The sequence below is a fragment of the Streptomyces caniferus genome, assembly GCF_009811555.1.
Taxonomy (GTDB): domain Bacteria; phylum Actinomycetota; class Actinomycetes; order Streptomycetales; family Streptomycetaceae; genus Streptomyces; species Streptomyces caniferus.
In genome coordinates this window covers 706754-720580 of sequence record NZ_BLIN01000002.1, presented here as the reverse complement: position 1 = coordinate 720580, position 13827 = coordinate 706754, and the positions used below count along the sequence as shown (strand labels likewise).

General features: G+C 74.7%; 10 protein-coding genes and 1 pseudogene. 9 read left to right on the top strand and 2 right to left on the bottom strand.

All coding sequences use genetic code 11. The features are described 5' to 3' along the window. Positions 1 to 11 precede the first annotated feature (11 nt). Positions 12 to 230 carry an Rv3202a family protein gene (locus tag Scani_RS04975; protein ID WP_159470378.1) on the bottom strand — a complete coding sequence of 73 codons (219 nt, stop codon included), beginning with the start codon at positions 228 to 230 and terminating at the stop codon, positions 12 to 14. A 170-nt stretch (positions 231 to 400) separates the two neighbouring features. Between Scani_RS04975 and Scani_RS04970 the strand changes: the two genes are divergently transcribed. From Scani_RS04970 to moeZ, 8 genes and pseudogenes are all read left to right on the top strand, one after another. Beyond that, complete coding sequence (locus Scani_RS04970) at positions 401 to 1426, top strand: alpha/beta hydrolase (RefSeq protein ID WP_159470376.1); 1026 nt, start codon at positions 401 to 403, stop codon at positions 1424 to 1426. A 161-nt stretch (positions 1427 to 1587) separates the two neighbouring features. Further along, positions 1588 to 2886 (top strand): DUF3152 domain-containing protein, encoded by a 1299-nt coding sequence (locus Scani_RS04965; protein WP_328743485.1) that lies wholly within the window; start codon positions 1588 to 1590, stop codon positions 2884 to 2886. A gap of 274 nt (positions 2887 to 3160) precedes the next feature. Beyond that, the gene (locus tag Scani_RS04960) at positions 3161 to 5092 is read left to right on the top strand and encodes a DUF3492 domain-containing protein (protein WP_159470372.1); all 1932 of its coding nucleotides are present in this window, start codon (positions 3161 to 3163) and stop codon (positions 5090 to 5092) included. Beyond that, complete coding sequence (locus tag Scani_RS04955) at positions 5086 to 5337, top strand: hypothetical protein (protein WP_159470371.1); 252 nt, start codon at positions 5086 to 5088, stop codon at positions 5335 to 5337. Before Scani_RS04960 ends, Scani_RS04955 begins: the two co-directional genes overlap by 7 nt. Next, a complete protein-coding gene (locus Scani_RS04950) occupies positions 5334 to 6569 on the top strand; it encodes a hypothetical protein (RefSeq protein ID WP_159470369.1) in 1236 nt (411 codons plus the stop codon). Before Scani_RS04955 ends, Scani_RS04950 begins: the two co-directional genes overlap by 4 nt. A 253-nt stretch (positions 6570 to 6822) precedes the next feature. Beyond that, positions 6823 to 7779, top strand: a complete 957-nt coding sequence (locus tag Scani_RS04945) for an NAD-dependent epimerase/dehydratase family protein (protein ID WP_159470368.1) — start codon at positions 6823 to 6825, stop codon at positions 7777 to 7779. Next, positions 7767 to 8619: pseudogene (locus Scani_RS04940) on the top strand (spherulation-specific family 4 protein). Before Scani_RS04945 ends, Scani_RS04940 begins: the two are co-directional and overlap by 13 nt. A 97-nt stretch (positions 8620 to 8716) precedes the next feature. Continuing rightward, a complete protein-coding gene (gene moeZ, locus Scani_RS04935) occupies positions 8717 to 9895 on the top strand; it encodes an adenylyltransferase/sulfurtransferase MoeZ (RefSeq protein WP_159470366.1) in 1179 nt (392 codons plus the stop codon). Positions 9896 to 10028: 133 nt separating this feature from the next. On the opposite strand, the gene Scani_RS04930 is transcribed toward moeZ, so the two are convergent. Then, positions 10029 to 13097, bottom strand: a complete 3069-nt coding sequence (locus tag Scani_RS04930) for a lysylphosphatidylglycerol synthase transmembrane domain-containing protein (protein WP_159470365.1) — start codon at positions 13095 to 13097, stop codon at positions 10029 to 10031. Positions 13098 to 13283: 186 nt separating this feature from the next. Here Scani_RS04930 and Scani_RS04925 point away from each other — a divergent pair, with 186 nt between their 5' ends. Next, on the top strand, positions 13284 to 13751 hold the full coding sequence (locus Scani_RS04925; protein ID WP_159470363.1) for an MGMT family protein: 468 nt from the start codon (positions 13284 to 13286) through the stop codon (positions 13749 to 13751). The last annotated feature ends 76 nt before the right edge of the window (positions 13752 to 13827 follow it).

Sequence of the window (13827 nt, the reverse complement as noted above, 5' to 3'; positions counted from 1 at the left end):
AACGTCCCAGGTCATCGGTATTCGTCTTCGTTGAGCTCCACGACACGGGCCTGTTCGGCGAGATCCGCCTCGTTCGCCTCGTCCGGATCGTGGTCGGTCAGCGGTTCGTCACGCTGCGGTGCGAGATCGGTGTACTGCTCGGCGGCGTCCGCTTCCGGCGCCTCGACGTCGATCTGGGCGGCGTCGCTCTCGTCCGCGAAGGTCTCCGGGTCTGTCGGGTCGACGCGCATGGTGGCTCCCTTTCCCGCGTGCTCGTTCGTCGGCTGATGCCTGGCATGAAAGCAGGGGCCGGGGCGGCTGCCCTCGCCTACGAGCGTAGGAGAGTGGCCGCCGCAGCGCGATGCGGTGTGTGACCGCGGACACACGATCGGGGGCGTGATCGTCTCGTAACATCGTTCCCATGTCTTCGACCGAGTCGCCGGACACCGCGACCGCCGCCCTCCCGGTGCCGCCGGCCGGCCCCGGCCCGCGCGGCGGGGAGGAGACGGTGCGCACCGTGACCCTGCCGGGCCTGACGCTGGCCGTACGGGCCCCGGCCCGAGGGCCGGCGCGCGACGACGACGGGGCGGGCGCCGCACACGACGGCGACGAGCGCGAGCCCGCGCTCTACGTCCACGGCCTCGGCGGCTCCTCGCAGAACTGGTCGGGCCTGATGCCGCTGCTCGCCGACCGGCTGGACGGCGAGGCGATCGACCTGCCCGGCTTCGGCCACTCGCCGCCGCCCGTCGACGGCAACTACTCCGTCTCCGCCCAGGCCCGCGCGGTCATCCGCCACCTCGACGCCGCCGGGCGCGGCCCCGTCCACCTCATCGGCAACTCCATGGGCGGTGCCGCCTCGACCCGGGTGGCGGCGATGCGCCCCGATCTGGTCCGCACCCTGACACTGGTCTCCCCGGCGCTGCCCGAACTGCGGCCGCAGCTGAGCGCGGTGCCCACGGCGCTGCTCGCCGTCCCCGGTCTCGCCGGGTTCTTCGGCCGGCTCACCCATGACTGGACGCCCGAGCGCCGCACCCGCGAGGTGCTGGCGCTCTGTTACGGCGACCCCGGCCGGGTCAGCCCGGAAGGGTTCAACGCCGCGGTCGACGAGTACGCGCGACGGCTGGAACTCCCCTACTTCTGGGAGGTCATGGAGCGCTCGGCGCGCGGGCTGGTGAACGCCTACACGCTCGGCGGGCAGCATAATTTGTGGCGTCAGGCAGAGAGAGTTCTCGCCCCCACGCTTCTCGTCTACGGTGGGCGCGACCGCCTGGTCTCCTTCCGGATGGCCCGGCGCGCGGCCGCGGCGTTCCGCGGTGCGCGACTGCTGACGCTGCCGGAGGCGGGGCATGTGGCGATGATGGAGTACCCGGAGGCAGTGGCGCGGGCCATCCGTGAGCTGCTCGACAGTGAAGTGAACGATGTGACCGCTGATGCGGGCAGGAGCTGACACGCCCCGTGGGACGCCATAGCCGCCGAGGCCGGCCGGAGACCGCTGCGGAGAGCCCGGAGACGGCCGGTCCGCCCGGAAACAGCCCTTCCGGGGGCGGCGCCCCCGGCGCCGGGCCGGGTTCCGGACGCCGCAGACGCGAGCCGTTCGAGGGCGATGCGGTGCGCGGCGGACACCCCGAGCAGCACGAACCGGGTGGCGGCTGGGGCGCGGTCCCCGGGACGCCGGCGTCCCCGGCGGCCGCCGGTCGCGGCGCGCCGAGGATTCCCCGGCCGCGCGCGGAGATGTCCGGTGACGCACCGCCCCTCGCCCCGCCGGGCAGCGGGCCGGGGCCGCGGCGCGACTACGTGGCCGCCTTCGACGCCGGGGCGTTCCCCGGACGCCGGGGCGGCGCGGACGACCCGGACGACGATGTGTTCCGGGCCGGTGCGCCCCGTACGGCGGGCCCGGCGCCCGGTCCGTACGGGCCCGGCGCGGACGGCATGCCGCCCGGCGGCCGCTTCACCGGGCGGTCGGTGGTCTTCGACCGCGACGAGGCCGACGAGCAGGACCGGCGGGCCGAGTCCGGGGCGGACGGCGGCGAGCCGGGCGATCCGGCGGACCACGACCCGGCCGACGGCCTTGCCGCGGACGAGTCGCGGCACGGCGGCAAGAAGGGCGGCATGGGCCGGACGTTCACCGGGGCGGCGGCCGCGGCGGTGACCACCGTCCTCGCCGTCGTCATCGCGGGCCAGGTCGCCGAACAGCACAAGGACGGCGGCGACCCGCAGCCGCGCAGCGGCAACGACCGAACCGACGGGGCCGACGACGAGGCCTCCCGGTCGCACACCAGGGCCACCCACGACGCCAAGCCCGCCAGTTACGACGAGCAGATGACGCAGGTCTTCCCGCTGGACGCGCGGATGACGGCCAGCGGCCGGTTCACGCCGACCGGCGGCGACGCCAAGGCGCCCGGCCACGGCAAGGTGGTGCGCTACCGCGTCGACATCGAGGAGGGACTGCCGCTGGACGGCAAGCTCTTCGCCGAGGCGGTCCACAAGACCCTCAACGACGAGCGCAGTTGGGCGCACGGCGGGCAGCGGACCTTCCAGCGGGTGGGGTCCGGCGACGCCGATTTCGTGATCACGCTGGCGAGCCCGGGGACCACGGACGCCTGGTGCGCCAAGTCCGGACTCGACACCAGCGAGGACAACGTGTCGTGCGACTCGGCGGCGACCGACCGGGTCATGATCAACGCCTACCGCTGGGCGCAGGGCGCCCGGACCTACGGCCACGACAAGATGCTCGCCTACCGCCAGATGCTGATCAATCACGAGGTCGGCCACCGTCTCGGTCACAACCACGAGGTCTGCTCCCGGCAGGGCGCCCTGGCCCCGGTGATGATGCAGCAGACGAAGTTCCTGACGACGGACGGCGCGACCTGCCGGCCCAACTCCTGGCCGTTCCCCACCCAGCGGTGACCGGAGCGGGCACCCGCCGCGCCGGGAGCCCGGAGGGCGACGGCTCTTCCGCAGGTCGCCGCCGGGCCGCGGCCGCTACGGGCGGTGGCGCCGCGCTCACATAGCGCGCCGAAACGCCCTGCGGGGCGGAAAGTTACGTGTGTTCACCCCTTCCGGTGGCGCGATGGACAACCGTCCATCGCGCCACCGGCCCTTTGCATAGCTTCTTCCCGCAGGTGGCGGCCGTGTCGCTGGCACACCAGGGACGCCGATATGGGAGGACGGTGGTGCACTCGTGCGTATTGGACTGCTCACCGAAGGTGGTTATCCATATGCGTCCGGTGAGGCGCACGCGTGGTGCGACCGGCTCGTGCGCGGGCTCACCGGCCATGACTTCGAGGTCTACGCCCTGAGCGCCGAGCCCCGCCAGGAAGCGCTCCCGCGGTACGAACTGCCGCACCACGTACGGCTGGTGCACAGCGCACCCCTGGGGGACGACGTCCCCGCCGGGCGCCGCCGGACCGGCGAGCCGCGCAAGGGCCGCACCCCCGGACGCCGGGAACGCCGCCGCTTCGCCGAGAGCTTCGGCGCTCTCGTTTCGGCCTTCGCCACGGCGCCCGCGACAGGCGGGCCGGTCGGCGGCACACCCCACGGGGGCGCGTCGGCCGACGACCCGCCGGCCGTTCCGGCCGGTGCCCCGGATCGCTCCGTGACCAGCAAGGCGGACCGTTTCGCCAGTGGCCTGTACGGGCTCGCCGAACTCGCCCGAGAGCACCGGGGGCTGCCCGCGCTGCTGCGCTCCGAGGACGCCGTACGCCTCCTGGAATCCGCCTGCCACGGCCCCCATGCGCTGCCCGCCGCCCACGGTGCCCAGGTCGACGATCTGCTGGCGGTCACCGCCGGGCTCGCCCGTGCGCTGCGGCCGCTGTCCCTGGACTGGTACGGCGACGGGCGGGCCCCCGGGCTCGGCGGTGTGGACCTGTGCCATGCCACCTCCGGCGGCGCGGCCGCCCTCCCCGGGCTGCTGGCCAAGCACTTCTTCGCCACCCCGCTCCTGGTCACCGAGTACGGCGTACGGCTGCGCGAGCACTACCTCGCGCGCGCCACCTCGCCGCTCAGTGCGCCGGTGCGCGCGCTGCTCGCCGCCCTGCAGGGCGCGCTGGCCGCCGAGACCTATGCGCAGGCGGCGCTGATCACCCCCGGCAACACCCACGCCCGGCGCTGGCAGGAGCGCTGCGGCGCCGACCGCGCGCGGCTGCGCACGGTCCACCCGGGCATGGACGCCGCCCCCTTCGCCGCGGTCGCGGACGCCGCGGCGGACGACTCCAAGACGCTGGTGTGGGTCGGCAGCGTCGAGCCGGCGAAGGACCTCTTCGCGCTGCTGCACGCCTTCGCCGAGGTCCGCAGGGCCGAGCCGGAGGCCACCCTGCGGATCATCGGCGGGGTGGGCCGCGATCCGCAGGCGCCCGGATATCTCGCGCACTGCCGGGCGCTGGCCGCCCAGCTCTTCCCCGACGAGGCGGCCGACGCCCGCACCGTCGGCGAGAACCCGGTCAGCTTCGAGGAGATCGGCAGCCCCGAGGTGCCGTCCCTGGAGGACGCCTACGCCTCCGGTGCCGTGGTGGTGTCCTCCAGCGTCATCGAGGGCTTTCCGCGTTCCCTGGTGGAGGCGATGTTCTGCGGCCGTGCCACGGTGTCGACCGATGCCGGCGCGGTCTGTGAAGTCATCGGCGGCACCGGACTGGTCGTCCCGCCCCGCAACCCCCGCGCCCTCGCCGAGGCCTGCACCGCGCTGCTCGGCGACCCGGACCGCAGGGCCCGGCTGGGCGCGGCGGCCCGGGCGCGGGCACTGGAGCTGTTCACCGTCGAGCAGAACGTCGCGGCATTTCGTGGCATCTACCTGGAGCTGATCTCCCATGCCCCGGCCCGGCCGGCCGCCTGCCCCGGGCGCGAGGGCGTCCCGCCGCAGCCCTTCGCCCGCCCCGCCGAGTCCCATGTCCCCGGCCGCTGGGCCGCGACCGATGCCGCCGCCCGGGCCGCCGTGCCCGCCGGCCGTACGCCGAGCTGGGCCCTCCCCGCGCAGGAGCCGGCCGCCGCGCTGCCGGTCCCGGCCGGTGCGGAGAGCGGGGGAGCGGCCGGCGTCCGAGAAGTGAGACAGCCGGTGAGATGGGGAGCGACCGGCGACCCGACGGGTGCGACCGGAGTGAAGGAGGCAGGGCAATGGTGACGGCTGTGCTGGACGTGATGTGTGCGATGGGCCTGGTGGGCGTGGCACTGGTGACGGGCATGGCGGATGTGGCCCACGGCGGGAGCCGGCCCGGCCTCCGTCGCGCCCGCCGTCCCGGCAGCCCCGCGTACGCCGACCCCACCGCCCCCGGCGGCCGGGGCCGCCCGGCCCGGCGGCGTATGCCGTACCCCCGCCCCGGCCGGGACGGCTGCGCGGCGGCCCGGGGGAGAGGGGACGGAAGGTGACCACACCCGACACCGGCGCCACCCGCGCCGTGCCCGCCAGGGAGGACGGGCCCGCCGCCCGTCCCGCGCCGCCGCCCAAGGAGGCCACCGCCCGCCCCGGGCGCCGCGGCCCCGCCGACCCCGTACGGTCCCTGATGCACCGCCACCAGGAGCTGTGCGCCCGCGCCGTCGACGCGCTGGAGATCGCCGCCGGCCTGGAGGCGCACGGCGTCACCGACCGTACGGCCGCACGCTTCCGGCACCGCGACGTCTTCTCGCTGGCCGAGGAGCTCTACGCCCGGGTGCCCCGCGCCGACCCGGAGGGCGCCCGGCCGGACGGGCCGGGGCACCCCCCGGCGCCCGTCCCCGCCCAGGGGCCGGGCGGGGTGCGCGGGGTGCTCCAGCTGCTGCCGGGTGCCGTCTGCGTCGCGGCGCTCGCCGCCGTCGCCTCGGTCGGTGCCGCACCCCCCGCCGTGCGCAGCGCCGTCGGCGCCGCGGGCGGCGTGCTGCTCGCCCTCGCCGTCCGGCTGGCCGTCCGGTCCGGGCCGCTGCGACTGCGCCACCGCGGCGCCGGACCGTGGACCGCCGGACTGTGGGTCGGCTGGACGGCCGGCTACGCGGTGTACGGCGACTGGCTGCTCGAACAGCTGCTGGCCGGCGGCCCCGATCTGCCGCACGCCGCTCCCCGGGCCGCCGTCGCCACCGCCGTGGCCCTGTCCTTCGCCCTCGCCCCCGCGGCCGGCTGCGCCCGCTGGTTCGCGGCGCGCGGGCGGCGCGGCCTGGCCGCCAGCCGGGACCTCGGAGAACTCGCCGCCCGCATCCGGCCGTTGCTGCTCGCCGCCACCGTGCTCTTCCTGGGCGCGCTGGTCGCGCTGCTCCTCGGCGCGGACGCGGCCTTCGGGGGCGACGGCAGGACGGCGATGGCCGCCGCGGCGGCCCTGGGGGTGCTGCTCTTCCTCGCCCGGCTGCTGGCCGTGCACGGCTTCCCCGCCGCGGCCGCGACGGGCGTGGCCGCGGCCGCCGCCCTGGAAGCCCTCGCCCTGTCCCTGGTGCTGATCGCCCGGCTCCCCGGCCTGCCCCCGCTGGACGTCCCGGTCGAGGCGCTCACCACCGCCGTGGGACCGGCCGCCGTACCCGCCGTGGCCTGCACGGCCGCCGCCGTCGGCCTCCTCGTATACGGCCTGCGGGCGCTCACCGGCGCCTGCGCGCACCGGCCGGCCCCCTCCGGCCCGGCGGAGGCGCAGCGGCCGTGACCGTCCGGACGATCCCCGGCCCCCGACTCCCCGTCCCCCCACACGGGCACCCCCACCACGCACCACCCCCGGAGCGGCACCCCGAAACGGCCGCCCGGACCCCTTCCCCGCGGACCTCACCCCCCATGTGGGCCCCGCCCCCTGGGCGGACGCCGACTCCGCGGAAGCCGACGCACTTCCCTCGATCCGCTTTAGGAGCACGACATATGAACGTCCAGCCGACCACACGCCACGCGGACCGGGGGGTCGCACGATGAGGGTGCTGCTCATCGGCGCCAACGGCTATCTGGGCCGTTATGTCGCCGACCGCCTGCTCGCCGACCCCGCCGTCCAGCTCACCGCCCTCGGGCGGGGCGACGACGCCGACGTCCGCTTCGACCTGGCCACCGGCAGCCCCGGGGCGCTCACCCGCTTCCTCGACGCGGTCCACCCCGGAGTCGTCGTCAACTGCGCGGGCGCCACCCGCGGCGGCGCCCGCGAGCTGACCCGGCACAACACCGTCGCGGTCGCCACCATCTGCGAATCGCTGCGCCGCAGCAGCTGCGGCGCCCGCCTCGTCCACCTGGGCTGCGCCTCCGAGTACGGGCCCTCCCAGCCCGGCTCCTCCACCGCCGAGGACGCGGTGCCGCGCCCCGGGGGGCCGTACGGCGTCAGCAAACTCGCCGCCACCGAACTGGTCCTGGGCTCCGGGCTCGACGCCGTCGTGCTGCGGATCTTCTCGCCGGTCGGCCCGGGCACCCCGGCGGGGTCGCCGCTCGGCCGGCTCGCCGAGGCGATGCGCCGCGCCATGCAGTCCGGCGACAACGAGCTCAAGCTCGGCGGGCTCGGCGTCCAGCGCGACTTCGTCGATGTCCGCGATGTCGCGCGGGCGGTGCACGCCGCCTCGCTGTCCGCCGCGCAGGGCGTCGTCAACATCGGGACCGGCCGGGCCGTCCGGCTGCGCGAGGCCGCGTCCGTGCTCGCCCGGGTCGCCGGCTTCGGCGGCGCGCTCCACGAGCTCGACTCCCCGCCCGCCCGGCTGGTCATCCCCGGCCCGTCCCCCGAGCACCCGGTCGGCTCGCCGCCCGCCACCTACCCGTATCCGGACGGCTGCGGCACCTGGCAGCAGGCGGACGTCCGCACCGCCCGCGACCGGCTCGGCTGGCGCCCGCGGATCGGGCTGGAGGAGTCCCTGGCCGACATCTGGATGGAGGCCGCGTGTCGTATCTGACCAGCCCCACCGGCACCGCGCCCGCCCCGAACGGGGCGACACCGCGCGGGATCGGGGTGCCGGGCTTCGCCCATCCGCTGCGGGCCCCCGCCGGATGGGCCGCACTGCTGCGCTGCGCCGGGGGTTTCGCCCTGGGGCAGGACGCGGAGGGCGGCGGCGGCCGGGCCCCCTGGGGGCGGGGCCGCTGCACTGGGCGGTGCTCGATGTGTCCAACGGCCCCGGATCCCGTCCCGACCCGCACTGCCTGCCGGCCGCCGCCCGGCTGCGGGACGCCGGTGTCCGCCTGTTGGGACACCTGGACATGGGACGTGGGACGCGCCCCTTCGGTGAGCTGCTCTCCGACGCCCACCGCTACCTGGAGTGGTACAAAGCGGGCGGCTTCTGGCTGGACCGCTGTCCCACGGACCGGGCACTGCTGCCCGCGACCCGGCGGCTGGCCACCACCCTGCGCGCGCTCTGCGGCGGCCACCTCGTCTTCGGGCACGGCAGCCACCCCCACCCCGGCTATGCCGAGTCCGCCGACCAGCTCGTCACCTTCGCCGGCTCCTGGGCCGATTACCGCTGGCCGCAGGTGGCCTGGGGGCACCTCCCTGCTCCTTAAGAGCTCGGGGGAGGACCGCCGACTACCCTCCGGAGCGGTTCTGCCACCTCGTCCACAGCGTGCCGCGGACGCATCTCGACGAGGCGCTGCGGATCGCCCGCTGGCAGGGGGCGGGCACCGTGTACGTCACCGACCGCCGCGCCACCGGGCCGGCGGGCGCCGCCGGCGGTGCCTGGGAGGCGCTGCCCGGCTACTGGGACGAACTCGTCTCGCGCATCGGAACAGGTGTCTCGGAATGAAGAAGGGCGTGGCAGTGTTACGGGGAGAGCAAGCTCCCCCACTCTCGGCTCCGCTCGGGCGGGGGGAACCCCATCTAGACCGACCAACGGAGTCCCCGTGTCGCTGCCACCCCTGGTCGAGCCCGCTTCGGAGCTCACCGTCGATGAGGTCCGCAGGTACTCCCGCCACCTGATCATCCCCGATGTCGGGATGGACGGGCAGAAGCGGCTGAAGAACGCCAAGGTGCTGTGCGTCGGCGCCGGTGGCCTGGGCTCGCCCGCCCTGATGTATCTGGCCGCGGCCGGCGTCGGCACGCTCGGCATCGTGGAGTTCGACGAGGTCGACGAGTCGAACCTGCAGCGCCAGATCATCCACAGCCAGGCGGACATCGGCCGCTCCAAGGCGGAGTCCGCCAAGGACACCGTCCTGGGCATCAACCCGTACGTCACGGTCAACCTGCACCAAGAGCGCCTCGACTCCACCAACGTCATGGAGCTCTTCGCCCAGTACGACCTGATCGTCGACGGCACGGACAACTTCGCCACCCGTTACCTCGTCAACGACGCCTGCGTGCTGCTGAACAAGCCGTACGTCTGGGGTTCGATCTACCGCTTCGACGGCCAGGCGTCGGTGTTCTGGAGCGAGCACGGCCCCTGCTACCGCTGCCTGTACCCGGAGCCCCCGCCGCCCGGCATGGTGCCCTCCTGCGCCGAGGGCGGCGTCCTGGGTGTGCTGTGCGCCTCCATCGGCTCCATCCAGGTCAACGAGGCCATCAAGCTGCTCGCCGGCATCGGCGACCCGCTCGTCGGCCGGCTGATGATCTACGACGCGCTGGAGATGACCTACCGCCAGGTCAAGGTCCGCAAGGACCCGGACTGCGCCATCTGCGGTGAGAACCCGACCGTCACCGAGCTCATCGACTACGAGGCCTTCTGCGGCGTCGTGTCCGAGGAGGCCCAGGAGGCGGCGGCCGGCTCGACGATCACTCCCCGGCAGCTCAAGGAGTGGATCGACGGCGACGAGAAGATCGAGATCATCGACGTCCGTGAGCCGAACGAGTTCGAGATCGTCTCGATCCCCGGCGCCCGGCTGGTCCCGAAGAACGAGTTCCTGATGGGCACCGCTCTCCAGGACCTCCCGCAGGACAAGAAGATCGTCCTGCACTGCAAGACGGGCGTCCGCTCCGCCGAGGTGCTGGCCGTGCTGAAGTCCGCGGGCTTCGCCGACGCCGTGCACGTCGGTGGCGGCGTGATCGGCTGGGTCAACACCGTCGAGCCCGAGAAGCCGGTCTACTAGACCCGCGGCCTCCGCGGAGGCCCATGAGTCCAGCGCGAAGGCGCCGGTCCGTACCGAACGGACCGGCGTCTTCGCGTGCGTGCGGCGCGTGGTGGGCGGGGGTTCTCCCGGCCGCCACGACGGCGGCCTCCGCTCAGATCTCGCCCTTGCGGGTGAGGTAGGTGAAGGCCAGCCACCCCGGCAGCACCGGCAGCCAGAAGACCATCAGCCGGAACAGCAGCACCGCGGGGAAGGCCGTGTCGCCGGCGAGCCCGGCCACCGTCAGCGCACCGATCAGCGCGCCCTCGACGGCGCCCACACCACCCGGCGTCGGCGCGGCCGACCCCAGCGCGTTACCGGCGAGGAAGGCGACCGCGATACTCGCGTAGCTGATCGTGTCGCCGCCGCCGAACGCCCGGATCGAGGCGTCCAGGCACATCACGTTCGCCGCCGTCAGCAGCAGCATCCCGCCGATGCCGGTGACCAGCTTCCCGGGCCGCTGCAGGATGTCCAGCATCCGCGGGACGACGCCCGCGAACAGCGACCGCACCCGGGTCGAGACGAACTTCCGCAGGGCCGGCACCGCCGTGACGATCAGGACGAGCACGGCCACCGTCAGCAGCCCGGCGATGACCGTACGGGACGGCGAGATCGTCGGGGTCTGCTCCTGGGTGCCGGTCAGATAGCCGAAGACCAGCAGCAGCAGCACATGGCTGCCCAGGCCGAACAGCTGGGACGCGCCGACACTCGCCACCGCCAGCCCCGGCCGGACCCCGGCCCGCTGCAGGAAGCGGGTGTTGAGCGCCACACCGCCGATCGCCGCGGGCGCCACCAGCTTCACGAAGTTGCCCGCGATCTGCGCGATGACCGTGCGGACGAACGCCACCCGCTCGGTGACGAACCCCAGCAGGCTCATCGCCGCCGCGATGTACGTCAGCGCCGAGAAGAAGGCCGCGACCAGCACCCACTCCCACTCCGCCTTGTTGACCATGTCGCCCAGGTTGAAGTTCGTGAGCTGGGACAACAGCAGGTACACCGCGAAGGCGCCGGCGATCCAGGTGATCAGTTTGCGCGGGCTGAGCCGCTCCAGCTTGGCGGGTTCGATCACCGCCGTCGGACGGATCAGCAGCACCTGCCGGCGGATCTGGGCGAGCAGATCCTCCTCGCGGGCCTCCTCCGACGCCTCGTCCAGGGCCCGCTTCTCGGCGTTCTTCTCCGCGTGCCGCTCGGCCCGCATCGTCCTGCGGTCCTTGGGGCCCTCCGCCTCGCGCTCCTCCCGCGCCTCCTTGGCGGCCTGCGAGGCCGCCAGCACGGCCTCCCGCTCCCGCTTGGAGCGCTCACGGGCCAACTGGCGCAGGGTCGCGCGGGTGGTGCGGCTCAGCGCGATCGGCTGCAGCAGCGGCAGGCTGTCGGCGACCGCGTCCGGCCCGAGCACCTCGACGGCCGCGGCCACCGCGCGCTCGGCACCGACCCGCAGACCGCAGGTGGCCAGCAACTGGGCGATGTCCATCCGCAGTACGAGATCACCGGCCGCGATCTCGCCGCCGCGCAGCTCGGTCAGCACGATATTGCCGGAACGATCCATCAGCAGCGCGTCCCCGACCAGCCGCCGGTGCGCGATCCGCCGCGACTGCAGCGCCTCGACCTGCCGCCACGCGCTGTGCATCAGCGCGTCGGTGATCTCCTCGTCGGCCAGCGAGTCGAAGGTGCGGCCGCCGATGTGCTCGTAGACCAGCATCACCGCGTCCGGGCCGAGCTCGGAGGTGGCGATCAGCTTGGGGGCATGGGCGCCGGCCGCGATGGCCGCATACGCCAGCAGCGCCTCCTGCTCCAGCGCCTGGCGCAGCGACTGCAGGCTGCGGCGCTGGTTGATGCCGCGCAGCGAGAGCCGGCGCCACACGCGGTAGAAGAAGCCGTGCGCCTGCTGCTCGCGGTCGACGACGGTGACATCGATCGGCGGGCCGTCCTCCAGGGTGACGAGGTAGCGGCGGCCGCGGTCGGGGTGCTCGGAGTGCTCCGGGGTGGTGGCGTCCTCCGTCTCCGCCCGCAGCGCGGAGACCGGGTGGAAGCCGACCCGGCGCAGCCCCGCGAGGAGGTTCTGGCCGGTGGGGCGCACATTGGGGGAGCCGACCGCGTAGAGGGTGCCGTAGGCGACCGTCCAGCCGATCAGCACGGTCGTGATGATCGCGAACGGAGTGGTGTACCGCCCGACCAGCACCGCGAACGCGTCCAGCAGCAGCACGCACCACATCGCGACCCGCCAGCGCGGCCGCCGGGACATGCCCACCGCCGTCATATAGGCGATCACGGGCGCCAGATAGCTGTGCACCGGAGCGGAGAGCGAACCGTTTTCGAGGGGCTGGGTCAGCGCGTCCCGGATGGAGACGGGCGCGGAATCGGCCACCCACAGATCGGCGGCCAGCGACACCCCGTGGGCGAGGACGGCGGCCAGCACACCGTCCGCGATCCGCAGCCCGTCGCGCTTGATCAGCCGCTCGACGGCGAACGCCACCGGCACGATCAGCACCGCGACACTGGAGGTGAGCCCCGCCAGGTTGATCAGCAGGGGCGGCGCCGCCTTCGCACCGGTCCCGATGTCCCGCGCCAGGCCCTGCGTGGTGCCGTGGGCGAAGGTCGCGAGTCCGAGGACGAGGGCGATCCCCGCGATGCCGAGCAGCAGCCGCAGCAGGTCGGCGGGGCGGTGCACCCGGGCGGGCAGCAGCGGCTCGTCGCCGGAGACCCGGTCGACGTGGAACTCGCCGTACTCGTCGGAGCTCAGGTCGGAACGGTGCGCGCCCGTGTGGGGCCTGCCCCCGGCCGTGCCGGATGCCGGCTCCTCGCGCTCGTCGCGCGCGGCCGGTCCGTCCTGCCCCTGCTCGGGCTCCTCGTGCTCCCGCTCCTCGTGCTCCCGCTCCTCGTGGCTGTTCCGCTCCTCCTCGTGCCGCTCGGTTGGCTCGGGCTCCTTGGGTCCTTCCGGCCTCTCGGACGCCCCGGGTCGTTCGGCCTTCTCGATCGTGCTCGCCTTTTCGGTAGCGGAAGCCGTGCCCGGCCTCCGTTGGTGCGTCCCCTGTGGTGCCGCCTGCCGCCGCTCCGGCCGCTCGGTCCGTGCGGCCGGTCCGGGTGCGGAGCCGGCGGCTTCGACGGCCAGCGCCTCAGGGGTGCCCGCCTCCCGTGGAGGCGCCGCACCCTGCTGCTCGGCCGTCTCTTCTTGATCTCGTATCACCAGTCACCGTCCGGAAGATGGTGGCACGGCCGAGTGGTGGAGGGGGGCATCAGGGTGCATTTCGGGGGTGCGGGTAGCGGAACGGCCTCCCCGCACGGGGCCGTCGGCGCCCTGCCACCGACCTCCCGGGGGCGCGGGACCGTGTGTCCGATCCCATTGTCGGTGCCGTGCGGCAGGATGGACCGAATGAGTGGGACCGGAGATGAGACGAAGGGTGAATTCCCCGCAAACCCGGAAGACCCGGAATACCCGGAGTACGCGGAACGGGTCCTGGCCGTGGCCGAGCTGATCCCGGCGGGCCGGGTGATGACGTACGGCGACGTCGCCGAGTGGCTGCGGGACGAGGAGCGGCCCGACGGGCTCGTGGCGAAGGACGGTGGCGGGCGACGGGAGGGCGGCCCGCGGCAGGTGGGCCGGGTGATGGCGCTCTACGGTGCCGCGGTGCCCTGGTGGCGGGTGGTGCGCGCGGACGGCCGGCTGCTGCCCGGCAGCGAACTGCGCGCGCTGGCGCACTACCGCGACGAGGGCACGCCCCTGCGCACGGCCCCGCACGCCGCCGAGGACCACATACCGCGGCTCGACATGCGGCGGGCCCGCTGGGACGGGCGCCCCGAGGGCGGCGACGCGCTCCCCGACGGCGGCGCGGTTCCGTAGCACCGGCGGCGCCCCGCGACGGGCCGTGGGACGCGCTGCGGGCCGGGCGCCGCCTGGCGTAGCGTCGGGCCCTGCC

Coding starts and splice junctions, on each gene's coding strand:
- Scani_RS04970 (WP_159470376.1), top strand. CDS start 401: ATGTCTTCGACCGAGTCGCCGGACACCGCGACCGCCGCCCTCCCGGTG.
- Scani_RS04925 (WP_159470363.1), top strand. CDS start 13,284: ATGAGTGGGACCGGAGATGAGACGAAGGGTGAATTCCCCGCAAACCCG.
- Scani_RS04975 (WP_159470378.1), bottom strand. CDS start 230: ATGCGCGTCGACCCGACAGACCCGGAGACCTTCGCGGACGAGAGCGAC.
- Scani_RS04955 (WP_159470371.1), top strand. CDS start 5,086: ATGGTGACGGCTGTGCTGGACGTGATGTGTGCGATGGGCCTGGTGGGC.
- Scani_RS04945 (WP_159470368.1), top strand. CDS start 6,823: ATGAGGGTGCTGCTCATCGGCGCCAACGGCTATCTGGGCCGTTATGTC.